Raw genomic sequence first — 21,954 nt, forward strand, 5'->3', positions numbered from 1 at the left:
TAACGTCGGCAGGAGCCATGTCGCGGTCAGGAGGGTGCGTTTGACACGTCAAACTTCTTTGGTTTAACTTATGAGAAACGCAGTGAGTGGCAACTTGGCAGCGGTTGCGGTCAGTCGCGCCATTGCGCCTAGCTTACGCTCAGTGTCACCAAGCGGTCGTTAGGCTTCGCGACCTCGGGACGCCCTGAGATCAGTTGCACGAGGGACGATCAGACAGTCCGCCCCGGGGCACCACCATATCGTGACGCCACAGGACTACTCTGCCCATACAGCGATCACGGCCAGATTGGCAAGGCGTTGAGCGAAGCTGGCAGAGCAGCGGCTCAGACCTATTTCGTCCGGGCGGGCGCCGAAGAACCAAGGGTTTGGTCGGCTCGGCTACTTCAGCCGCAACGCCGGCCTCCACTCCGGCGCCTGCCACTCCCACACGTGCACCTCCTCAAACGTCTTCGGGAGAAGCAGACGGCCAATCTCGATGCTCGCCGACAGCGGTGTGGCCGGATGAATGTGCACGACACGGGCGCCGGCAGCGAAGAGATGCTGCAGGAATGCGTTGAAGCTCGTGCGGAACTGCTGCAGGTGCGCCTCTTTACGGATGATGCCGCGTCCAGGGGTTACTGCCGCGAACTCGACCACAGCGCGTCCAACGGGGTGCTGTGCTCTGCCTGAGAGGCTCACCACTGCGGAAACTTCCCTTGGAAGCGTCTTCGGAACGTCGAAGATGTACGAAGGCTCCGGGCAGTCGTCACGAGCATCCCAAAGCCACCTTTCGCCCGGCAGGTCCAGGACGGCTGCCAGCGTCTTGTCGCCGACGAGCGCGCCGAGCTTCATCAGCATTGGAATAGGGGCGAATCCGGCGATGGTCAGATGCCCGGCGCCGCCGCGGGTGGTTAGCGCGGGAAGCACTCGCTGCTCGTACTGCTGCGTGAGCGCACGCTGGGCGTTCCTCCAGAAGTCCGGGTCGTTGTCCTGGAGGTGGAAGTTGCTCTGGTCGATGTGGACAGCGGTCGATGTCGGAAACAGCTTGAAGTTGCTGTTCGTAAGCATCGCGTAGTGGATGTCCCGAACCTCGACTACGGGCACGTGGGCGCCAACGGGAAACGACATGATGAGCGGCGTGCTTTCGACTACACCGGTGGCGGAGTAGATGTGTTCGATGCGCACTTCATGCTCGCGCTTCATTGCACGCAGCTGTTCGGCCGTGAACTCGTTGCTCCGGCCATCGCGGTCGATGCGGGCATGGCAGTCAAAGCACGCGAGCATCAGGTTGCTCGGGTCAGCGGCGAGCCTCTCAGACTCGCCAGGGACGCCGCGAGCACCTGCGGGGCTGTCGGCAATGATGTGGGCGTACTCGCCCACCGTGCATTTGGCCTTGGTCAGGAAATCCCGGTCCACCGGCTTGCAGCAGCCCCTGAACTCGCATCGACCGGCCGCAGCAATCCACAGGTCACGGCGAATCGACGTCGGGATGTAGGCGCGCTCAACTGTCCTGGCCGGGGCCTTCGACTTAGCGCCGCCACTGCTAGGTGCTTTCCTTGCGGGCATTTTTTTTCTCCAGCTTCAACTCTCGCAGCGCGCCACGACGACTCAGCGTCCAGACACGAATGCAGTGCGTACCGACGATTGGGAAGAACAGGCGGTCCCCCTCGTAGGTGTCGCCTGCGACGGCATGCTGCCAGTCGTTCCGGTCAACACAAGACGGCGTGGGGTCATGCTCGGGATGCGTATGCCAAAGGCCAAGGTAGGCGGAGGTGCTGTGCTCCTTCAGCCACCGCTGGCGAGCCACCTGCTCGTGCATGCGCGACCGGAAGAAATTGAACCGGCTGCGGCGGTCAGTGTCTTGGGGCGTTGAGACCTCGTCGACGACGACGTCGTGCGAGTCGAGCAGGTGCCGTCCCATCATCACGCCGCCAGCCTCCCTATCCCACCACCGGTGCTGCGCGAACGCCTGCATCTGCTTGAGGGCGTGCTCTACGATGATGAGGCGCTGCTTGGGCGTCACGCGATAGACCAGGTTCACGGCGACGGCTCCTCCGGTGTGCGACAGTGGCGGCACCGGCGGCCGAACACCATGTGAGTGGCTTCCTCGAACGGCGTCGTCCGTGCCGCCTGGAACCACGGCGTCGTCCGCAAGCCCTGCTTGGCGGCAGCCGCTCCCTCACCGACCCAGAATCGGTAAGAGGGACTATGCACCTCGTCTCCAGCGGGCACCGAGGTCAACGCTGAAAGCAGATGCTCGGCAGCCAAGAGGCCAGTCTTTCGCGCTTGGATGGGCCCGAACGGCACGAACGCCCCGGCGCACCCCGTTAGATTGCGAGTAACCGGCTGGTTCGGCTCGAGAAACGAAGTGCGAGATGCTTGCGAGGGAAGGCCCTCGTCATCCCGATAGGCGCAGTCGAGGCAGCCCTCACCCTTGGTCCACATCAGCACAGAGTGACCTCCGAGGTCCATGGTCTCCAGCCACGTGAAGACCACCGGGATGTTGTGCCGCCGGCCCTTGAGCACTCGCGAGAACGAACGCTCTACCGAGGGGGCGCCGAACGCGAATACGACTCCGTCGTAGCGGCGAAGGTCGGCAGTCTTCCACCACTCCTGCGCGGTCGAATTGACCGGGGTAATGCTCAGGCCGGGGTATCGACGTTCCAGCGCGAACTGGAGTCCGAAGGGCTTCGGGGTATCGATGTAGAGCGGCTCGAGCAGGTGGCGGAAGACGTTGTCCGCCGAGTACTCGTCGTAGTCGACCACCGTGAGCTGTCCAACGCCTGCCGCGGCTAACGTATCGACGACAACGCTGCCGACGGCCCCTGCTCCGAGCACGGCCACGTGCTTACCGAACAGCTCCAGCGAGGCGCCGCCGCGCTCGCGCATGTAATGGGGCGCATGCCGGCGCATGGTCAGCGGTGTGACTGGCGCACTCTTGTCAATGCCGCCGGCGCGGGCGCCAAACACTGCGGCGACAAGCGAAAGGCCGCCGGGTTGGCGCGGCACCGAGACCAGGAGTGCCAGCTGCTTGGGCGAATTCTTCGACGGACCGAGGAGCTGATCCCAGAGCTCCAACTGCTCAGGCGTTAGCCGATGGTGAACCGCCTCGATGAAGGCCGGAGTCAGCTTGTCGGGCTTCGCAGGGGGCAACTCCAGCGCATCCAGGTGCACGTACAGCGCCCGTTGTGCGGCAAGCTTCTCCTGTCGTACATCCCAGGGCTGGTCGGCTTCGGGTTCGACGAAGTACCAGTTCGGCGGCTTCAGCCTGGAATTGACGAACCCCTTGACCATCCGCGACTTCCCGTCAACCTCGAGGTAGGCGCGCGAGCGTAGCGAACCGGGCAGGTGCAGCCAGTATCCCTCGAGTTCATTGAAGAACTCCGCATAACCGGTGGCTGCATCGGCAGCAGACTTTTCGAGCAAGTCGTAGGCCTTCAGAGCGGCGTGAGCCACGATTTCCGCAGGGCGGCTCGGGTCCAGCGACAGCCCTTGGCCATCGTCGATACACACGGTCCCTGAATAGCTGACGTGCGCGAGCGGTGAGGTCGGAGACTGCGTCGCGACCCACGGGAGGCGCAGGCGCGCCTCCTCGCAGTCGATGTAGAGGGGCCACTTGCGCGTCGCGCCCGTGAGCTCAACGGTCAGGATGGTTGGCCTCGGTTCCTCCATCCGCACGACTTCAATGCCGCGCAGGGAGCAGGCGGACTTCACCGCGTCGAACGCGGCATCGACCTTCACGGGCCCGCCAACCTCGGCGGCGACCTTGTCCGTCAAGCGGAGTTGCCGGTGCTGATGACGGCGGGCGCGACCATCTTGGCCATCTCAGCCTTCTCAGGCACCTTGAAGTCGTCGCCGAACTGCTTCTTCAGCACTTTGCACGCGTCCTCAGGCAGGTCTTCGTCGTAGGCCTCCTGCAGGGCGTCGCGCAGTGACTCGAGCCGCTCCTTGAAGTCCTTCATCTGCGCAGCGGTGCGCTTCGCCATCAAGTCGGTGTACGGCTGGACCGGCAGCGGCACCTGCAGACGCTCGTGCCACCCACCCTCGTCGCGGTACTCGCTGGTGAAGTTGTCGAGCATCGCCTGGACCCAGTCGAGCATCGCCAGCAGGTCGACGGGTTTGCCGGACGTGCTGAAGTTCGGCTTGAACCACTTCAACGCCGCCACCGTCAGCGCGATGCTGAGCGGCGCGCCTGAGCCCGAGAACTGCCAATGGCGCCAGCGCTTCAGGTAGCGAATGCAACGGCGGTACTGCGCGAGTTCTTCCGAGTCGTCGAACGCGCTGCACACCAGCTTGGTCAGACCCTTCGGTTCGGACGCTTCCCAGATGCGGTGCTCCGGGGCGGAGTTCTCCTTACCCTTGGCGAGGTAGAGAGTCCCGCTGGCGTCCTGGCTGTAGATGGCCAGGTCGACGTGATAAGCCGTCTTGCCACCGCTGATGTAGTTGACAGTCACGCACGGCCGGCGAATCTCGACCGTGCGGAAGTTCGTGTCTACCGCATCGCGTACCTTCTTCTTGAGCACGACCGGGTCGGGGTACTTGTCTTGGTTGCAGTCGAAGATGAGGCCGACGTCGATGTCGAAGTTGCCGTCCAGGGGCACCACGCCCGTGTGCATCGAGTAACTGCCCTGGTTGAAGTTGGTGAAGGCCGGTACGTCGTCGCCGAGATTGGCCCTCAGCGCCTTGATGATGGTTTCGCGCTTCTCGCGAAGCGTGGCCTTCTCGTCGTCGTCATCGAAGCAGATGGCCTTGTGAAAGTCCTCGAACTGCTTTTGCACTGCAGGCATCTTCTTGTCCCTGTTGTCAAAGAGCCAGGCCAAGGCCGCCGCGAAGAGTCCGAGACCTAGAAGTGGGTGCATGAGTGTGAAGTGAGTTCGCGGCTGCACGCATTCTAGCGTGGCTACACACTATATCTGTGGTGCCGGTCAAGCCCAGGCGCTACCTATAGTGTGCTGCGGCGCAACACGAGCGGACCGGAGAGATGCCCGATATCTTAGCGTTCAGGCAAGAGCTCGCGGGCTAGTGCCCTCCGACACTGCCATCTCCAAGTCGAGCTGTTCCTACCCGCATTTGGCATTCCCACCATTCACGCCGTCGGCCTGAACGGCTTTGCGCGCCGAGGGAGGATTTCGTCGCCCGTCGTGAAGCTCCATACCTGGGGCCTGCGCGTCAACATGCAGTCCAGGCGGCTCGATAGTCCGCTATCGACTAGGCTGGTCCCTCGACGAAGGAACCTTGAGTGACCGCAACCAGCCTGATGGTGAAGTCCGCCGGGGTTCCGCCGCTCATACCTTGGCGAGGAAGGCCGCCGCATCACCCGCTTCACACTTCCAGTCTGCGAAGACCCCGACGAGATTGCATTCCACGCAGTGGCAAGCGATGTAGTACCAGCGCACGTCATGTGTGCCCTCGTACACGGAGACGCCGGACATCAGCTCGAACACCTCGTTCTCGCACACGCACTCGTGCGCCTCGGGAACGGCTTCTTCGACGTAGTCAGCGCTGTCGCCCATCAGGTGTTCCTGCCCGCAGTCGGTGCAGGTGCGGATTGCCACGCCGGCTTCTTCATCGGTTTGCAGCGCGAAGGTCCGGCACCCGCAATCGCATTTGGACGCGGCAAACCGGACGGCTTCATGGCGATTCGCAGCGCTGTAGCTGCGCAGCTCGGCTTGGGTGTCGCCAGACGTCGTCCCGTACCAGAACTCCCCTTTCTTCGTCAGTGCCATTGATGCTGCTCCATTCTTCAAGGTGGGCTTCCCGGCAGGCCTGACGCCAAGCTCGCCCCTATCATCTGTATTTTGCCTGGAGGTCGGCGAATCGTCGTAAAGGGCCCGGATCGGGGTGGTCGCCGACAAGGGCTGCAGACATCCTTAAATGCCGAGTCTTGTGGATTGCAACCATCCGGCGGCCTCCGATTCGAATGGCTCACATCAGCCCGGAGCCGAGACGCATTGGAGACCGGCAGGTGTGCAGCGGTTGCTGCCCATGGGGGGATAGGCCGGGTATGCACGGTACCGGTCCTTTTGCGGCCATCCGCCGAAGTCCGTCGCGGTAGCGCAAATGAGTGGTGCAAGCGGAAATTGACTGAGACAAAGCCGCATGTGTCTAACAAGATGACCGGTTGCTCGCGAAGTCCGTCCGGGTCGGCTCCGATCACTCTCAAGAGGCGGGGCCGAAGGCGCCTTGACTAACTGGGGTGCTCGTCATTTCGAGGCACCGCTTCGCTACCACTCAGCCTGTCGTCCATGCAGATGGATCTTCTTGCCTGATTTGCCAGCGATAGAGCAAGGAGCGCCTTCTTTCAAGACCTCGTCCAGGCCGACGATGTAGATGTCCCGACCCTGACTCGACTTCGGGATCACAATGAAAATGACCAGAACGCGAGTTGCGTCAGCGTTATTTTCCGTCATCCACTTTTCTGTAACGCAATACTTCTTTATCTCTGCGTCGGTTATGCAGAAGGCACGATCATCCGAGATATCACGGTGCTTTGCATCAAACAGTAGAACGATCTCTTGTCCTCCGTGAATCCATTTGGCAATGAAGTCCGGCCGCTTGCCTCCGCGCGTTTGTAGTTCCTCGTTGAATTGCCGCGCGGACTGGTCAACACGTAGATGCTCAATCTCACGAGAAACTAACCAAGCCTCGGCATAGCTCTCCCCTTGCTCGCCGTCAGCGACCCACTCTTCTTGACGCCTTTTATCGAGCTCTTTTTTTTTCTCGAATTCCACTCGGAAATGCTGAAAGACAGCAGCATTCCGCTTCGGACCTTGTGATTGCACCATCGTCATGCCCTCCTATTAATCGCAAGACGCGACTACCCGGCCGATATCTCACTGTCGATGTGATCTCAATTGCTGGAGAAGCGAGGGACTCTAGCATTGGTGCCTTTCAGCGCGTGTCGGGTTTCGGCCAGAAGCGGAAGTCTACGAGAGGCTGATTCGTTGCACCGGTTAGCGACTACAGCGGATTCCGGCCTGCCTCCGAGTCAGTGGCATGGAAAAAGGGGCGGGCAGCCGAGCAACGCTGCGGTAGGATTCAAACAAACTCGCCAAATATCAAGTGTTTGTTCTCCTCGACTCCAATATCTATTGCGGCGACTGGTTTTTGAGGGGCGCACCGTTCCGCTACCTCTGCCACTTCCTGAACAACGAGGGCCACACGTTGCTTGTTCCACGTGTGGTTCTCGACGAAGTCGCGAACGTACGGGCTCGAAAATTCTCGGAGGAGGCAGCAGTTGCGGGGAAAGCAATTGCGGCTCTTCACCGACTAAATGGCGACGACACAAAGGCAGCAAGCACCCTTCCAGCAGCCAAGGAATACGAGCTGCTTTCGCTGTTGAAGGAGTCGATTGAGAGCGTCGTAGTCTTGGAGTACAACACTCTGCCGCACGACGAGATCTTTCGGCGTGCGCTGAAGGCGCAGCGTCCTTTCCGAGAGGGGGAAAAGGGCTATCGCGACACGCTGATCTGGATGTCGCTCCTTGCGTTCCTGAGGAAGCAGACCCGCCCTGAAGAGGTGGCGTTCATCACAACGAACAAGAACGACTTCTTCTCTCAATCTGAAGACGCTGAATTTCACCCGGACCTGCGCGAAGATATGGCGGGAGCGAACGTTGCGCCCTTCAAGTCGTTGGCCGCTTTTGTGGACCGGCACGTGGACAAAGACCTCCACGGTATCGACCGCGTGATGTTGCGACCACAGATTGAAAGCTTTCTCGAGGACCAAACCAGCGAGATGCTTCTGGGAGGCGAGCCGCAGAAATTGCTCTGGCGGAACCTTGCACCTGGCGTGCGGTGGCCCGACGACCTTCGAGGCTGTGGAACTGAAATTATGGAGGGCGTGGAAGATCTGGAGTTCGACGCAATCGAGGCCCTTGACGACGACATTGTGTATTTGGCATGCCGCTACGATCTAAGAATCGTGATTGTGACGTTCATGATCTCGCGTGCGTTCTTCGAAGCTAACCGTCAAACCCTTGAAGAGGTATCGAAATTCTGGGAGACAGATGTCGACAACCAAGTTGTGACGCTGAAATCTTCTGGCCGCGTGTACGTGACTGCAAGCTTCACCTACGACAAACGCACCGCGCTATTCTCAGGCTTTAGCTACGCCGACGTTGCTTTCCGCACATAGGTCGTTGAGCGTTCGCTTTCCGGCTTTAGGTTAGCGCCGATGTTCGGGTGTCAAATCTCATGCGACAGCAACCAGCCTGAAGCGGATATCCATTCATGCCTGCAGGCTGATTGATCCCAGTAGGTGGTTGTCGAATTGGTGCTGCACAGTGAGGCTTGTTTACAAGTCTTGAAAAGTAGCTTGTAGCCCGGAGAACACGCCAACCTCAAAGAACAACGTCAACAAGAAAAAAGCCCCAAGTGACAATCACTTAGGGCTACTTGTTTACCGTTCAGGCAAAGGTAAATCCTAGAACGGAATATCGTCATCCATGTCATCAAACCCAGTCGACGACTTTTGTGGCGCAGGGCGCGAAGCAGGCGCCGGACGTGCCGCAGGACGGCTAGGCGCGGCCGAAGGCGCATCCTGGCTGAAGTCATCGCCCCCACCTTGCTGGCCGCCACCGGCTTGGCCACCGCCATAACCGCCGCCACTGCGGCCACCACCACCGTCGCGCCCACCCAGCAATTGCATCTGGTCGGCCACGATTTCGGTCGTGTAGGTGTCCTTGCCGTCTTTGTCTTGCCACTTGCGGGTCTTCAGGCGGCCTTCCACGTACACGGGACTGCCTTTTTTCAGGTATTCACCCGCGATTTCGGCCAGACGGTCGTAGAACACCACGCGGTGCCATTCGGTTTCTTCAACCTTGTCGCCGCTGGTCTTGTCTTTCCAGTTGCGCGTGGTGGCAACCGACACATTGCACATGGCCGCGCCACTCGGGGCGTAGCGTACTTCCGGGTCGCGACCCAGGTTGCCGATGATGATGACTTTGTTGATGGAGGCCATGGCCTGATTCCTGACTCGGTGAATTCAATTCGAAAATAACTTCAGCGATTATGCCCAAGGGGCCTGCGCACGCCCAGTCCCCATTTTGGGTTCGCCAGTAAGAGGGTGTGGCGTAGCATTCGCCCACAAGGAGACGATATGTGCCAACTGCTGGGCATGAACTGCAACACCCCCACTGACATTGTTTTCAGTTTTACCGGATTTGCCACCCGCGCGCACGAACACTGCGATGGTTTCGGCATCGCATTTTTCGAGGGCCGGGGTGTGCGCCTGTTCGTGGACCACGCCGCCGCCAGCGATTCGCCGGTGGCCGAGCTGGTCAAGCAGTACCCGATCAAAAGCCAGAACGTGATCGCGCACATCCGCAAGGCCACGCAAGGCCGGGTCGCGCTGGAGAACTGCCACCCCTTTGTGCGCGAGCTTTGGGGCCGCTACTGGGTGTTCGCCCACAACGGCGACCTGAAAGGCTTTGCGCCCAAGCTGCACGCCGCCTTCAAGCCCGTGGGCGACACCGACAGCGAACAAGCCTTTTGCTGGCTGCTGCAAGAGCTGGCCAAGCACCACGCCCGCCTGCCCACCATCGAGGCCCTGACCGAAACCCTGCGCGAACTGGTGCCCGCCATCGCCCAGCACGGCACCTTCAATTTCATGCTCAGCCAGGGTGATGCCTTGTGGGCGCATTGCTCCACCAACCTGCATTACCTGGTGCGCCAGGCCCCGTTCGGCACGGCTCACCTGCAAGACCAGGACATGAGCCTGAACTTCGAGGATCTGACCGACCAGGACGACCGCGTGGCCGTCATCGCCACCGAGCCGCTCACGTCCGATGAAATCTGGACGCGCTTTCAGCCCGGCGAGCTCAAGGCCTTCGTGGCCGGCCAGGTCAGCGGGCCGTCGGCATGATGAAGTCGTTGCCCTTGGCGATGCTCTCGGGCCAGCGCTGCATGATGGATTTTTGCCGGGTGTAGAAGCGCACACCCTCTTCGCCATAGGCGTGCATGTCGCCAAACAGGCTACGCTTCCAGCCGCCAAAGCCATGCCAGGCCATGGGCACCGGGATCGGCACATTGATGCCCACCATGCCCACCAGCACACGCCTCGTGAACTCGCGCGCCGTGTGGCCATCGCTGGTGAAGCACGCCACACCATTGCCAAATTCATGGCCGTTGACCAGCGCGATGGCCTGGGCCAGGTCGGGCACGCGCACGCAGGCCAGCACCGGCCCAAAGACCTCTTCCTTGTACAGGCGCGACTCGGGGCTGACGTGGTCGAACAAGGTCCCGCCCAGCCAGAATCCGCCCTCCAAACCGGGCACGGACAAGCCCCGCCCATCCACCAGCAACTGCGCGCCTTGCCGGACGCCATCCGCGATGCAACCGCTGATGCGCTCCAGCGCCGCGCGCGTCACGATGGGGCCCATCTCGGCCTCGTCCAGCGAGCCGTTGTTCACCTTCAAGGTGCGCGTGCGCTCGATCAGCTTGGGCATGATTTTGTCGCCCACATCTCCCACCAGCACCGCCACCGAGATCGCCATGCAGCGCTCGCCGGCCGAGCCGTAGGCCGCGCCCACCAAGGCATCCACCGCCTTGTCCAGGTCGGCGTCCGGCATGATCACCATGTGGTTCTTGGCCCCACCCAAGGCCTGCACACGCTTGCCGAAATGGCTGCCTCGCTCGTGGATGGATTGCGCCACGGGTGTGGACCCCACAAAGCTCAGGGCCTTCACGTCGGGGTGCTCGATCAGCGCATCCACCGCCACCTTGTCGCCCTGCACCACATTGAAGACACCATCGGGCAAGCCGGCTTGCTTGAGCAGTTCGGCCATCAGCAGTGAAGGCGAGGGGTCGGTCGGGCTGGGCTTGAGCACGAAGGTGTTGCCGCAGGCGATCGCCACTGGGAACATCCAGCACGGCACCATCACCGGGAAGTTGAACGGCGTGATGCCGGCTACCACGCCCAGGGGCTGGCGCATGGTCCAGTTGTCGATGCCCGTAGAGGCCTGCTCGCTGTAATCGCCTTTCAGCAATTGCGGGATGCCGCAGGCGAACTCGACGATGTCGATGCCGCGTGTGACCTCGCCCTGCGCATCGCTGAAGACCTTGCCGTGCTCTTGCGTGATCAGCCGGGCCAGCTCGTCCTTGTGCTGGTTCAGCAAGCCCCAGAACTTGAAGAGGATCCGTGCGCGCTGAATCGGCGGCGTGTCGGCCCATGCCGGGAAAGCGGCTTGCGCAGCCGCCACCGCCAGGGCCACGTCAGCGCTGTCGGCCAGCGCCACCTGGGCGGCCACGGCACCGGTGGCCGGGTTGAACACCGGGCTCAGGCGGGTGCCATCCAGCACCGGCACGATCTGCCCATGGATGAAATGGCCCACCCTGGCCGCGCTGCTGTCATGAGAAGGCACGAGGTTCTCCGAATTGGTGTCGATGTCTCAATGATGGCCCACAATGCGGGTCGATCCCATTTTTTGCCCTTCTGTTCGCCCCGTCCGTGTCTGCCACCGCCCTGAATCCACAGACCCCCGCCACCTCGGCCGAGGCCATCCTGCAAGAAGTGTTCGGCTACGGCGCTTTCCGTGGCCAGCAAAAAGCCATCGTGGACCACACCCTGGGCGGCGGCGATGCCTTGGTGCTCATGCCCACGGGCGGCGGCAAAAGCCTGTGCTACCAGGTGCCGGCCATTGCGCGGCACCGTGAAGGCAAGGGCGTCACCATCGTCGTCTCGCCCCTCATTGCCTTGATGCACGACCAGGTCGGCGCACTGGAAGAAGCCGGCGTGCACGCGGCGTTCCTGAACAGCAGCCACAGCCAGGAAGACGCCCAGCGCATCGAGCGCGAGATGATGTCTGGCCGCCTGGTCATGCTCTACGCTGCGCCCGAGCGCATCACCAACCTGCGCTTTCAAGCGCAACTGGCCAGCCTGCACGAACGCGGACTGCTCAGCTTGTTCGCCATTGACGAAGCGCATTGCGTGAGCCAGTGGGGCCACGATTTCCGCGAAGACTACCTGCAGCTCAGCATGCTGCACGAGCGCTTCCCGGATGTGCCACGCCTGGCCCTGACCGCCACCGCCGACGACCACACCCGCGCCGACATGATCGAGCGCCTGAAGTTGCAGGACGCCCGCGTCTTCATCAGCAGCTTCGACCGGCCCAACATCCGCTACACCCTGGTCGAGAAGACCAACCCGCGCGACCAGTTGCTGCGCTTCATCCGCGATGAGCACGATGGCGACGCGGGCGTGGTCTATTGCCAGTCGCGCAAGAAAGTCGAAGAGACCGCCGATTGGCTGGCAGGGCAGGGCATCAACGCTTTGCCTTACCACGCGGGTCTTGATTCCGGCCTGCGCCGCAAGAACCAGGACCGTTTTTTGCGCGAAGACGGCATCGTCATGGTGGCCACCATCGCTTTCGGCATGGGCATCGACAAGCCCGATGTGCGCTTCGTGGCCCACCTGGACCTGCCCAAGAACATCGAAGGCTATTACCAGGAGACCGGCCGTGCGGGCCGCGATGGCCTGGAGGCCGACGCCTGGCTGACCTACGGCCTGGCCGATGTCGTCAACCAGCGCCGCATGATCGATGAAAGCCCGGCCGGCGACGATTTCAAGCGCATCCAGCGTGGCAAGCTCGATGCCCTGCTGGCCCTGGCCGAAGCCCACGACTGCCGCCGCGTGCGCCTGCTGTCCTACTTTGGCGAAGACAGCCAACCCTGCGGCAACTGCGACAACTGCCTCAAGCCGCCCATCACCTGGGACGCCACCGAGGCCTGCCGCAAGATGCTCAGCGGCATCTACCGCTTCTGGCAGCACGGCCAGCAGCGCTTTGGTGCAGGCCACCTGATCGACGTGTTGCGCGGCAAGCGCACCGACAAGGTCGAACAACATGGTCACCACACCCTGACCACCTTTGGCATTGGCGCCGACCTGAGCGAAAACCAATGGCGGGCCGTGCTGCGCCAGTTGGTGGCCCTGGGCCATGTTGTGGCCGAGGGCGAGTTCAACACCCTGGTCCTGGCCGACAGCGCCCGCGCGGTGTTGAAGGGCGAGGTGCAACTTATCCTGCGGGAAGCCGCTGATGCGCCAAAGCGTGCCAAAACCGCGCGCACCTCATCCAGTGGCAAGGCGGCTGCCGGGGCCCCCAAAGACCTGGTGGGCGAGGCCTTGGTCCGCTTCCAGTCGCTCAAGGCCTGGCGCAGCGAGGTAGCGCGCGAACACAACCTGCCCGCCTACATCGTCTTCAACGACGCCACCTTGGCCGAAATGGCCTGCATCGCGCCGCAAACCCTGGGCGAGTTGAGCGGCATCAGCGGTGTGGGTGCCAAAAAGCTGGAAGCCTACGGCGCCGAGATCCTGTCCGTTTTGGCGGCCTGAGCTTCCTGATTCGTGCGCAGCAGCAGGTAGACCGCGAAACCGGTGGCCACGCCGGGCACCAGCCCCAGCAGCACGGCGATCCAGCCATGGCGCACGCCTTTGGCGCGGGCCTCGTGAACTACCCACACGGTGAGCACGCACCAGCAGGAAATGGTGTCCATGGCATAGCCAGCCGCGTAGGGGTTCACGAAGCCTGCCAGCAAGGCGCCCAGCACATCACGGCTCTCAATCAGTGGCGGCACCACCACCAAGGCAAATGCCAGGGTGAACACGGTGGCGATGAGGATCACCAGGGCTCTGAAAAGAGAAGCTTGCATGGGTTTGACCTCATATCGTTGGGATTGGACTGTCCTATTCGACGCGCATTGAACGCGCGTCCGCACCATTTCGTTGCGTTTTGGAAACGAATTTGGCCGTTTTCATCCCCCCGATGGGTGAAATTGGTGCGTTCATACGGGAATACGCGAAACGACACGTAAGAATCAGTGTTGACGACGCTCAAAGTCGCGAACTCATTGCACACTTATGGTGCATTGAGGCAAGATTCCATCAATGTTAGGAGATTTCATGTTTGCTAAGAAAAATGTCGTGGCCGCTGCTGCCCTGACCCTGGTGGCTGTTGCTGCCCAAGCTCAAGTGACCGTGTATGGCAACTTGGACGTGTCCGTTGGTCGCAAGGAAACCATCACTGGTTTCGACACAAACGGCAAGGCCATCAAATCGGGCACGGGCGCTGTTGACTCCAGCGATATGTACGACAGCTTCATTGGCTTCAAGGGCCAAGAAGACCTGGGCGGTGGTTTGAAGGCCATCTTCAAGCTGGAAAGCAGCTTGGCCGTTGACACGGGTGCTGCTGCTGGCGACACCTTCTGGAACCGCAATGCCACAGTTGGTTTGGCTGGTGACTTCGGTACCGTCAATCTGGGTCGCTTCGAAAACCTGTTCAAGCTCGAAGGCGCTGCTTTCAATCCTTTCGGTTCTTCGGACACCTTCTCGCCAACGTTCAACGCTATGGGCGTGTCTGACGCCAGCTGGGCAAACGGCATCAGCTACGTGTCTCCCAACCTCGGCGGCCTGACCCTGTCGGCTCAATACAGCGCCAAGGAAGCAGCCAAGTCCACTGCAGCAAACTACTCCGGTGGCGCCGTGGCTGTGTCGGCCAACTACGTGGCTGGCCCTCTGGCGCTGTCTGCAGTCATCGCTGACTTCCGTTCGGCTGACCCCGCATCTGCCGCTGCTGCTACCGGCCCTACTGAAAAGTCGCGTCCTTGGCTGTTGGGCGCCAGCTATGACTTCGGCGCTGTGAAGCTGTTCGGTCAGTACGGGCAAGCAAAGTTCAAGGAAAAGCTCACTGGTGATGACACCGGCAAGACCAAGGGCTTCCAAGTGGGCGTTTCCGTGCCCGTGTCCGCTGACGGTGCCGTGCTGGCTTCTTATGGCGACAGCAAGACAACCGATCCCACGACCAGTGGCTCGTTCAAGACTCGTGACATCAGCGTTGGTTACACCCATAACCTGTCCAAGCGCACCAACGTGTACGCAGCTGTGATCAATGAGCGTCAAAAGAACGCATTTGTTGTTCCAGAAGCCAAGGGCACCATCAACAACTTCGCTGTTGGCGTCCGTCACGCGTTCTAATCCGCGACAAAGTTACACCAGAGTTTCAAGCGCCCTTCGGGGCGCTTTTTTGCGCCTCAAGTGTCCGATTAAGTTGGTTTAAAGTGGGAATTTGTTGTCGTGTAGCAACGAAAATCCCTCTTTTGACATGACTGAACCTGTCACGGTTCTTGCTTGCAGTGTCGGCGGATGACTTTCAGTCCCACAATGCAACGCATGGGTTTACCCGCCAGATGGGTTCCCAAATGGTCCCTTTTTCACACATTGCTAGGAGAAATTGATGTTTGCAAAGAAGAACTTGGTGGCCGCTGCTGCCCTGATGGCTTTGGTCGGCGCTGCTCAAGCTGACGTGAAGGTTTATGGCTCGGTTGAAGCGTCGTTTGGTTCGTTTGAGGCGGCTCATGCTGCAGGTGCCTCTGAGCGCACGACCGAAGTGTCGAGCGGCAACATGATGACCAGCTTCATCGGTTTTTCTGGTTCTGAAGATCTGGGCGGCGGCTTGAAGGCTGAATTCGCCCCCTCGCTACTGACACCGGTTCGACCGCAACAGTGGCCAATAAGGCTGGCGGTTTCTGGAGCCGTGGTTCCTTCGTGGCTTTGACAGGTGGCTTCGGTAAGATCGCGCTGGGCCAATACGACAACCCCCTGTTCACTTCGGGCTACACGTATAACCCCTTTGGCAGCTCGATGGCCTTCTCGCCCACGATGCGTCACTTTTACTACAACCAAGGCAACATTGGTCAAGCCACGGGCGGCACCAGCTTTGACACGGGTTTCGTGAATTCGATCACGTATGAAACGCCTAACCTCGGTGGCTTCAGCGCCACGGCTCAGTTCTCGCCTAAGGAAACAACTTCCGCTCTTGCTGGTCGTGGCAACAGCTACGCTGTGTCGGCGACTTATGCCGCCGGTCCTTTCGCTGCATCGTTGACCTACGTTGATTCCGGCATTGCGGTGGCTTATGACGGCGATGAAAAGGTCATCGGTCTGGGCACCAGCTACGACTTTGGCGTGTTGAAGGCATTTGCTCAATACACTCAAATCAAGCAAACGGCTGACACTGTGACTCCCAACGTTGCTAACAAAGATCGCATCTATCAAGTGGGTGTGTCAGTTCCAGTGACGGAAAAGGGTTCGATCCTGGCTTCTTACGGCAAGGAAATGAACAAGCTCGAGGCTGGCGGCGCCAAGGAAAGCGATACCGTGGTGTCGGTTGGCTACGACTACTTCCTGTCCAAGCGCACGGACGTGTATGCGGTGTTCTCCAATAACCAGCACACTGATTTGAAGTCTGGCCAAACTTTCGCAGTTGGCATCAAGCACGCTTTCTGATCGTTCATTCGGTTTGAAGCTAAAGCGCTCCTCGGAGCGCTTTTTTATTGGGCCGTTTTGGTGCTCAATTGCACTCATCTGATGCTAAAAATGGTTTTCTGGCGATTTTTGCAATAGATAGACTGGTTATTTCGGGCATGGAACCTGCGCAATCAATGGTGCCGCGCGTTCGACGCGGCACTTATTCAGGTCCATTCTTTCGGAGTATTCATGGCCTTTGCACAAAAAATCATCCCCGCGATCTTCATGTCCCTGGGGGCCTGTGTTGGCGCACAAGCGCAAAGCAGCGTGACGATGTACGGCTTGTTCGACATCTCGTTCGGCTCTTTCCAGAATTCGTACAACGGCAGCACCGCCAATCCGCGCACGACGCAAGTGGCGTCCAATCCCATGACGACCAGCTACTTCGGTTTCAAGGGAACTGAAGACTTGGGCGATGGCCTGAAGGCGCTGTTTACGCTGGAAAGCTTTTTTCGCGGCGACATTGGCGCTTCTGGCCGCACTGGCTCGGACGTGTTCTGGGCGCGCAATGCCAACGTTGCACTGGCTGGTGGCTTTGGCAAAGTGGCGCTGGGCCGGATGGACAACCTGTTGTTCCTCCAGGCCCTGACGTTTAACCCACTTGGGGGGGCTTTCGGCTTCTCGCCGACGATCAGGCTCACCTATGGCGCTCCCTGGGGTAACGACAAGGGTGATTCGGGTTGGAGCAATGCGGTGTCTTACACCACCCCAACCATGGGTGGTTTCACTGGCGCCGTGCAATGGCAGGCGGGCGAAACCTCCGCCACGACCGGCGAAAGCAACAGCGCTGGTTTGAGTGGAACCTATGTACTGGGTGGGTTTTCCATCGGCGCAGGCTACCAAGTGGTCAAATCGGCTGAATTGCCCAAAGGCAATCTGGCGTCGGACCAAAAGCAGACTTTGGCCTTGTTGGGCGCCAGCTATGACTTCGGCGTGGTCAAACTGTTCGGCCAATACGGCCAGTTCAAGAACAAGGGCTTCACGCTCAATGCCGACAAGATCGACACCAAGCTGTACCAGGTGGGCGCCTCGGTGCCCGTCACCAGCGCGGGCAAGGTATTGGTGTCTTACGGCCAAAGCAAGGAGTCGGCGGTGGAGGGGGGCACCACGCCCGATGTGGACCACAGCATCTTCACGCTGGCATACGACCACTTCCTCTCAAAGCGCACCGACGTTTATGCCGCCTACATGCTGGACGACGAAGACCAGGCTGGCTGGAAGAAGGGCAACACCTTTGCCGTGGGCATCCGCCACCGCTTCTGAGCAGGTTCAGCCCAACGTCAAGCGCGGTCGAACTTGAAGACCGCCGTGCTGGCCCGCAGGTTGGGCCAGCTCTTGACCACCTTGCCGTCGGTCAGCCCGAAGGACTCGATGATGCGCAGGCCACTCTTGCGGGCCAGCACTTCGAAGTCGGCAAAGGTGGCCACCCGGATGTTCGGGGTGTCGTACCACTGGTAGGGCAGGGACTTGGTCACCGGCATGCGCCCGCGCAGCACGCTCAGGCGGTGCGGCCAGTGCGCGAAGTTGGGGAAGGCGACGATGCCTTGCCGCCCGACGCGCGCGGTCTCGCTCAGCATGGCTTCGGTGTTGCGCAGGTTTTGCAGTGTGTCGAGTTGCAGGACCACGTCAAAGCTGTTGTCGTCGAACAGGCTCAGGCCTTCTTCCAGGTTGCGCTGGATGACGTTGACGCCACGCTGCACGCATTCGTGCACCTTGGTGTCATCCAGTTCAATGCCGTAGCCGGTGCATTGGCGGCTGTCGCGCAGGTGCGCCAGCAGGGCGCCATTGCCGCAGCCCAGGTCTAGCACACGGGAGCCGGGGGGCACCAATTGCGCAACAACGTCGTGGATGCTTCGATCGCTCATGGCCGGCCTCACACCGCGATTTTCAAGGGTTGGCCAGCGGCCGTCGTGATGGCAGCTGTTGGGCTGCTGATCTCGCGGTGGATGCGGTCGAAGTAGGCCCAGACCACGTTGTGGTACCGGGCGTCGTCCAGCAGGAAGGCGTCGTGGCCATGGGGGGCGTCAATCTCGGCGTAGCTCACGTCGTGGCGGTTGTCGACCAGGGCCTTGACGATCTCGCGCGAGCGGGCCGGGGCGAAGCGCCAGTCGGTGGTGAAGCTGATGACCAAAAACTTGGCCACGGCCTGGGACAGGGCGGCGGCCAGGTCGCCGCCAAAGGCGCGGGCCGGGTCAAAGTAATCCAGGGCGCGGGTGATCAGCAAGTAGGTGTTGGCGTCAAAGTAGTCGCTGAACTTGTCGCCTTGGTAGCGCAGGTAGCTCTCGACCTGGAACTCGATCTCTTGCGTGCTGTAGCGGGGTTCTTCGCCAAGCTCGCGGCCCACCAGGCTGCGGCCAAACTTTTCGTCCATCACGTCGTCGGACAAATAGGTGATGTGGCCGATCATGCGGGCCACGCGCAGGCCGCGCCGGGGCACGACACCATGCTCGTAGAAGTGGCCACCATGGAAATCAGGGTCGGTGATGATGGCGCGGCGGGCCACCTCGTTGAAGGCGATGTTTTGCGCCGACAGGTTGGGCGCGGTGGCCACGGCGATGCAGTGGCGCACGCGTTGCGGGTATTGCAGCGTCCAGCTGATGGCCTGCATGCCGCCCAGGCTGCCGCCCAGCACGGCGGCCAATTGCTCAATGCCAAGGCGGTCAAGCACGCGGGCTTGCGCGTCGACCCAGTCTTCCACCGTCACCACCGGGAAGTCGGCGCCGTAGACGCGGCCAGTGTCGGGGTTGATGTGCGTTGGGCCGGTCGAGCCGAAACACGAGCCGGGGTTGTTGACGCAGATGACGAAGAACTTGTGGGTGTCCAGCGGTTTGCCGGGCCCGATCATGTTGTCCCACCAGCCCTGGCTTTTGGGGATGGGCTTGCCGTGCTCATCGGCCTGCAAGCCGGCCACGTGGTGCGAGGCGTTGAGCGCGTGGCACACCAGAACGGCGTTGCTGCGGTCGGCGTTGAGCTGGCCGTAGGTCTCGACCATGAGCGTGTAGTCGCGCAAGGTGGCACCGCTGCGCAAGGGCAGGGGGGCTTCAAAGTGCATGGAGACAGGGGTCACAACCCCGATGGAAGACATGGCGCTACGTGAATCGTTCAATAAAAAACCGGCCGCGCATTGAAGCAGGGGCCGGGTTCCAGCGCCCTCTTTAGCGGTATTTCTTGAGCGCCCGCAAGCCGGACAAATCGGCGCTTTGACGCACAGTGTAGCGCCAAACGGCCAGGGTGGAAGGGCCTGCAAATGGGCTGATCAGCCGGCTGATCATGGTGTTGATGATGCAACTGGCGGACGGCTCTGTCTTTACCATGGTGAAAAGTCCGCCTGGACAAGGAGCTTGCAATGCCCGTGTGGTTGATCCGTTTGAACAAGCATGTGCCCATCCGCTACGGCGTTTGGGTGATGTCGGCCTTGCTGGCCTTGGCTGGCGGCCTGTGGTGGTTGGAGAGCCGACAGGGGGCCTGGATGGTGGTGCTGGGGATGGCGTTGGTGCTGCTCGGCTTCAGGGATGTGCGTCAGAACAAGCGCTCGGTGTTGCGCAACTACCCGGTCATGGGCCACATGCGCTACCTGCTGGAGTTCATCCGCCCGGAGATCCGGCAATACTTCATCGAGAGCGACAGCGAGGCCGCGCCGTTTTCGCGGCAGCAGCGGTCGCTGGTGTACCAGCGCGCCAAGGGTGAGCCGGACAAGCGGCCCTTCGGCACGCAAAAGGATGTTGGCGCGGCGGGCTATGAGTGGTTGAGCCACTCGCTCGCCCCCAGCCACATTGCCTCGCAGGATTTCCGGATCTCGATCGGGCAAGGAGGCTCTTCGTGCAAGCAGCCTTACAGCGCCAGTGTCTTCAACATTTCGGCGATGAGCTTTGGTGCCCTCAGCGCCAACGCCATCCTGGCCCTCAATGCGGGCGCGCGCAAAGGCAATTTTGCGCACGACACGGGCGAGGGCTCGATCAGCGAGTACCACCGCCAGGCAGGCGGCGACCTGATCTGGGAGATCGGGTCGGGCTATTTTGGGTGCCGCAACGACGAAGGCCGCTTTGACGCCGACAAGTTCGCTGCCAACGCACGCGATCCCCAGGTCAAGTTGATCGAATTGAAGCTGAGCCAGGGCGCGAAACCTGGGCACGGCGGCGTTTTGCCTGGTCCCAAAGTCACGCGTGAGATCGCGGCGGCACGGGGGGTAACGATCGGGGTGGACTGCGTTTCACCGGCCAGCCACAGCGAGTTTTCCACCCCTATCGAGATGATGCATTTCATCGAGCGGCTGCGGCAGTTGTCGGGCGGCAAGCCGGTGGGTTTCAAATTCTGCATCGGGCATCCCTGGGAGTGGTTTGCCCTGGCCAAGGCCATGCGCGAAACCGGCCTTTGGCCTGATTTCATCGTGGTGGATGGTGCGGAAGGGGGCACCGGGGCCGCGCCTCTGGAGTTCACCGACCACGTGGGTGCGCCTTTGCAGGAGGGCCTGCTGCTGGTCCACAACACCCTGGTGGGCATGGGTGAGCGGCACCGCGTCAAGATTGGTTGCGCGGGCAAGGTCATCAGCGCGTTCGACATCGCCCGCATGATGGCGTTGGGGGCCGACTGGTGCAATTCGGCGCGAGGCTTCATGTTCGCGCTGGGTTGCATTCAAGCGCAAAGCTGCCACACCGGCGAGTGCCCCACGGGCGTGACCACGCAAGACCCCTTGCGCCAGCGCGCGCTGGTGGTGGCCGACAAGGCAGAGCGGGTGTATTACCTGCACATGAACACCTTGTACGCGCTGAAAGAGCTGGTGCAGGCTGCTGGCTTGCAGCACCCCAACGACATCACCGCCGACCACATCGTGCGCCGGGTGTCGAGCTCGGAAGTGCGCCGCCTGTCGAACCTGCTGGCCTTTGCCAAACCTGGCGAACTGTTGGCCGCAGAGCGCGGCGAAGCGCCCTGGCCGCAGCCTGTGTTTGAAGACTACTGGCGCCAGGCCCGGGCCGATTCGTTCAACAAGGCTGCTGGGGCCTGATCAGGCTTTGGGCGGCGCAGTGTCGATGAAGCTCTGGCGCTGCGAGAGCTTGTCGAACAGCTTGCCCAGGTTGGGATAGCCGTCGCGCCAGTCGATCTGCGGAAAGCGGAAATCCACATAGCCCAGGGCGCAGCCCGCCGAGATGTCGGCCAGGCTGTGGTGGTTGCCGTTGCACCAGGGGCGGTCACCCAGGCCTTGGCTCATGGCCTTGAGGCCAGCGTGCACCTTGGCCATCTGGCGGTCGATCCAGGCTTGTGAGCGTTGGGCTTCGGTGCGGCCGGGCCAAGTGGCTTCAAGCCGAGCCAGGATGGCGGCGTCCATCACGCCATCGGCCAGGGCTTCCCAGGTGCGCACTTCCACGCGCTCACGCCCACTCAGCGGAATCAGCTTGCCCACGGGCGACAGGGTGTCCACGTACTCGACGATGACGCGCGAGTCGAACACCGCCTCGCCACCTTCCATGACCAGGCAGGGCACCTTGCCCAAGGGGTTGGACTCAGAAATGCTGGTGTCTTCTGCCCAGACATCCTCCACGTCGAATTTGTAGTCGAGTTTTTTCTCGGCCAGCACGATGCGCACCTTGCGGACAAACGGGCTAGTCAGTGAACCGATCAGTTTCATTCTGTGTCGTGATGTGTGGATGCGTGATGATTTTAGCGAAGCCTTGAGCGGCA

At 61.2% G+C, this 21,954-nt stretch carries 20 protein-coding genes and 1 riboswitch; of the genes, 8 read left to right on the top strand and 12 right to left on the bottom strand.

The features are described from left to right. Positions 1–378: 378 nt before the first annotated feature. The 6 genes from LQ232_RS01500 to LQ232_RS01525 form a co-directional block, all read right to left on the bottom strand. A complete protein-coding gene (locus LQ232_RS01500) occupies positions 379–1,545 on the bottom strand; it encodes an SAVED domain-containing protein (protein WP_230178012.1) in 1,167 nt (388 codons plus the stop codon). Continuing rightward, on the bottom strand, positions 1,523–2,020 hold the full coding sequence (locus LQ232_RS01505; protein WP_230178015.1) for a Mov34/MPN/PAD-1 family protein: 498 nt from the start codon (positions 2,018–2,020) through the stop codon (positions 1,523–1,525). Before LQ232_RS01505 ends, LQ232_RS01500 begins: the two co-directional genes overlap by 23 nt. After that, entirely contained in the window at positions 2,017–3,756 is a 1,740-nt protein-coding gene (locus LQ232_RS01510) for a ThiF family adenylyltransferase (RefSeq protein WP_230178017.1), read from the bottom strand. The genes LQ232_RS01505 and LQ232_RS01510 overlap by 4 nt, the downstream gene beginning before the upstream one ends. After that, a complete protein-coding gene (locus tag LQ232_RS01515; protein ID WP_230178019.1) occupies positions 3,753–4,766 on the bottom strand; it encodes a nucleotidyltransferase in 1,014 nt (337 codons plus the stop codon). Before LQ232_RS01515 ends, LQ232_RS01510 begins: the two co-directional genes overlap by 4 nt. A gap of 498 nt (positions 4,767–5,264) precedes the next feature. After that, positions 5,265–5,705 (bottom strand): hypothetical protein, encoded by a 441-nt coding sequence (locus LQ232_RS01520; RefSeq protein WP_230178021.1) that lies wholly within the window; start codon positions 5,703–5,705, stop codon positions 5,265–5,267. A 498-nt stretch (positions 5,706–6,203) separates the two neighbouring features. Beyond that, a complete protein-coding gene (locus tag LQ232_RS01525) occupies positions 6,204–6,770 on the bottom strand; it encodes a hypothetical protein (RefSeq protein ID WP_230178023.1) in 567 nt (188 codons plus the stop codon). A gap of 271 nt (positions 6,771–7,041) precedes the next feature. On the opposite strand from LQ232_RS01525, the gene LQ232_RS01530 reads away from it, so the two are divergent. Beyond that, positions 7,042–8,115, top strand: a complete 1,074-nt coding sequence (locus LQ232_RS01530) for a PIN domain-containing protein (RefSeq protein WP_230178025.1) — start codon at positions 7,042–7,044, stop codon at positions 8,113–8,115. Positions 8,116–8,403: 288 nt separating this feature from the next. Here LQ232_RS01530 and ssb read toward each other — a convergent pair whose 3' ends face one another. Further along, a complete protein-coding gene (ssb, locus tag LQ232_RS01535; protein ID WP_230178027.1) occupies positions 8,404–8,940 on the bottom strand; it encodes a single-stranded DNA-binding protein in 537 nt (178 codons plus the stop codon). Positions 8,941–9,078: 138 nt separating this feature from the next. Here ssb and LQ232_RS01540 point away from each other — a divergent pair, with 138 nt between their 5' ends. Continuing rightward, positions 9,079–9,843, top strand: a complete 765-nt coding sequence (locus tag LQ232_RS01540; RefSeq protein WP_230178029.1) for a class II glutamine amidotransferase — start codon at positions 9,079–9,081, stop codon at positions 9,841–9,843. On the opposite strand, the gene LQ232_RS01545 is transcribed toward LQ232_RS01540, so the two are convergent. Continuing rightward, positions 9,824–11,341: a CoA-acylating methylmalonate-semialdehyde dehydrogenase gene (locus tag LQ232_RS01545; RefSeq protein ID WP_230178031.1), complete on the bottom strand. Its 1,518-nt coding sequence runs from the start codon at positions 11,339–11,341 to the stop codon at positions 9,824–9,826. The genes LQ232_RS01540 and LQ232_RS01545 overlap by 20 nt on opposite strands. Positions 11,342–11,427: 86 nt before the next feature. Between LQ232_RS01545 and recQ the strand changes: the two genes are divergently transcribed. Continuing rightward, positions 11,428–13,308: a DNA helicase RecQ gene (gene recQ / locus LQ232_RS01550; RefSeq protein WP_230178033.1), complete on the top strand. Its 1,881-nt coding sequence runs from the start codon at positions 11,428–11,430 to the stop codon at positions 13,306–13,308. On the opposite strand, the gene LQ232_RS01555 is transcribed toward recQ, so the two are convergent. Then, positions 13,272–13,625 (bottom strand): DUF2834 domain-containing protein, encoded by a 354-nt coding sequence (locus tag LQ232_RS01555; RefSeq protein ID WP_230178041.1) that lies wholly within the window; start codon positions 13,623–13,625, stop codon positions 13,272–13,274. The genes recQ and LQ232_RS01555 overlap by 37 nt on opposite strands. A 250-nt stretch (positions 13,626–13,875) precedes the next feature. Between LQ232_RS01555 and LQ232_RS01560 the strand changes: the two genes are divergently transcribed. The 4 genes from LQ232_RS01560 to LQ232_RS01570 all read left to right on the top strand — a co-directional run bounded on the left by LQ232_RS01560 (position 13,876) and on the right by LQ232_RS01570 (position 17,541). Then, positions 13,876–14,946 (top strand): porin, encoded by a 1,071-nt coding sequence (locus LQ232_RS01560; RefSeq protein ID WP_230178044.1) that lies wholly within the window; start codon positions 13,876–13,878, stop codon positions 14,944–14,946. A 259-nt stretch (positions 14,947–15,205) separates the two neighbouring features. Then, positions 15,206–15,526: a porin gene (locus tag LQ232_RS23500; RefSeq protein WP_253074356.1), complete on the top strand. Its 321-nt coding sequence runs from the start codon at positions 15,206–15,208 to the stop codon at positions 15,524–15,526. Continuing rightward, positions 15,517–16,257 carry a porin gene (locus LQ232_RS01565; protein WP_253074357.1) on the top strand — a complete coding sequence of 247 codons (741 nt, stop codon included), beginning with the start codon at positions 15,517–15,519 and terminating at the stop codon, positions 16,255–16,257. Before LQ232_RS23500 ends, LQ232_RS01565 begins: the two co-directional genes overlap by 10 nt. A 210-nt stretch (positions 16,258–16,467) precedes the next feature. After that, entirely contained in the window at positions 16,468–17,541 is a 1,074-nt protein-coding gene (locus LQ232_RS01570; protein ID WP_230178046.1) for a porin, read from the top strand. 17 nt (positions 17,542–17,558) lie between these two features. On the opposite strand, the gene metW is transcribed toward LQ232_RS01570, so the two are convergent. Both metW and LQ232_RS01580 read right to left on the bottom strand, forming a co-directional pair. After that, entirely contained in the window at positions 17,559–18,143 is a 585-nt protein-coding gene (gene metW / locus LQ232_RS01575) for a methionine biosynthesis protein MetW (RefSeq protein ID WP_230178048.1), read from the bottom strand. 8 nt (positions 18,144–18,151) lie between these two features. Next, positions 18,152–19,363: a homoserine O-acetyltransferase gene (locus LQ232_RS01580; protein ID WP_230178057.1), complete on the bottom strand. Its 1,212-nt coding sequence runs from the start codon at positions 19,361–19,363 to the stop codon at positions 18,152–18,154. A 49-nt stretch (positions 19,364–19,412) separates the two neighbouring features. Next, positions 19,413–19,487: riboswitch (SAM riboswitch) on the bottom strand. 137 nt (positions 19,488–19,624) lie between these two features. Here LQ232_RS01580 and LQ232_RS01585 point away from each other — a divergent pair. Then, positions 19,625–21,280 carry an FMN-binding glutamate synthase family protein gene (locus LQ232_RS01585; protein ID WP_230178065.1) on the top strand — a complete coding sequence of 552 codons (1,656 nt, stop codon included), beginning with the start codon at positions 19,625–19,627 and terminating at the stop codon, positions 21,278–21,280. On the opposite strand, the gene LQ232_RS01590 is transcribed toward LQ232_RS01585, so the two are convergent. Further along, positions 21,281–21,901, bottom strand: a complete 621-nt coding sequence (locus LQ232_RS01590; RefSeq protein ID WP_230178067.1) for a glutathione S-transferase N-terminal domain-containing protein — start codon at positions 21,899–21,901, stop codon at positions 21,281–21,283. Between the last annotated feature and the right edge of the window lie 53 nt (positions 21,902–21,954).

The organism is Aquabacterium sp. CECT 9606 (genome assembly GCF_918741295.1).
GTDB lineage: Bacteria > Pseudomonadota > Gammaproteobacteria > Burkholderiales > Burkholderiaceae_C > Aquabacterium.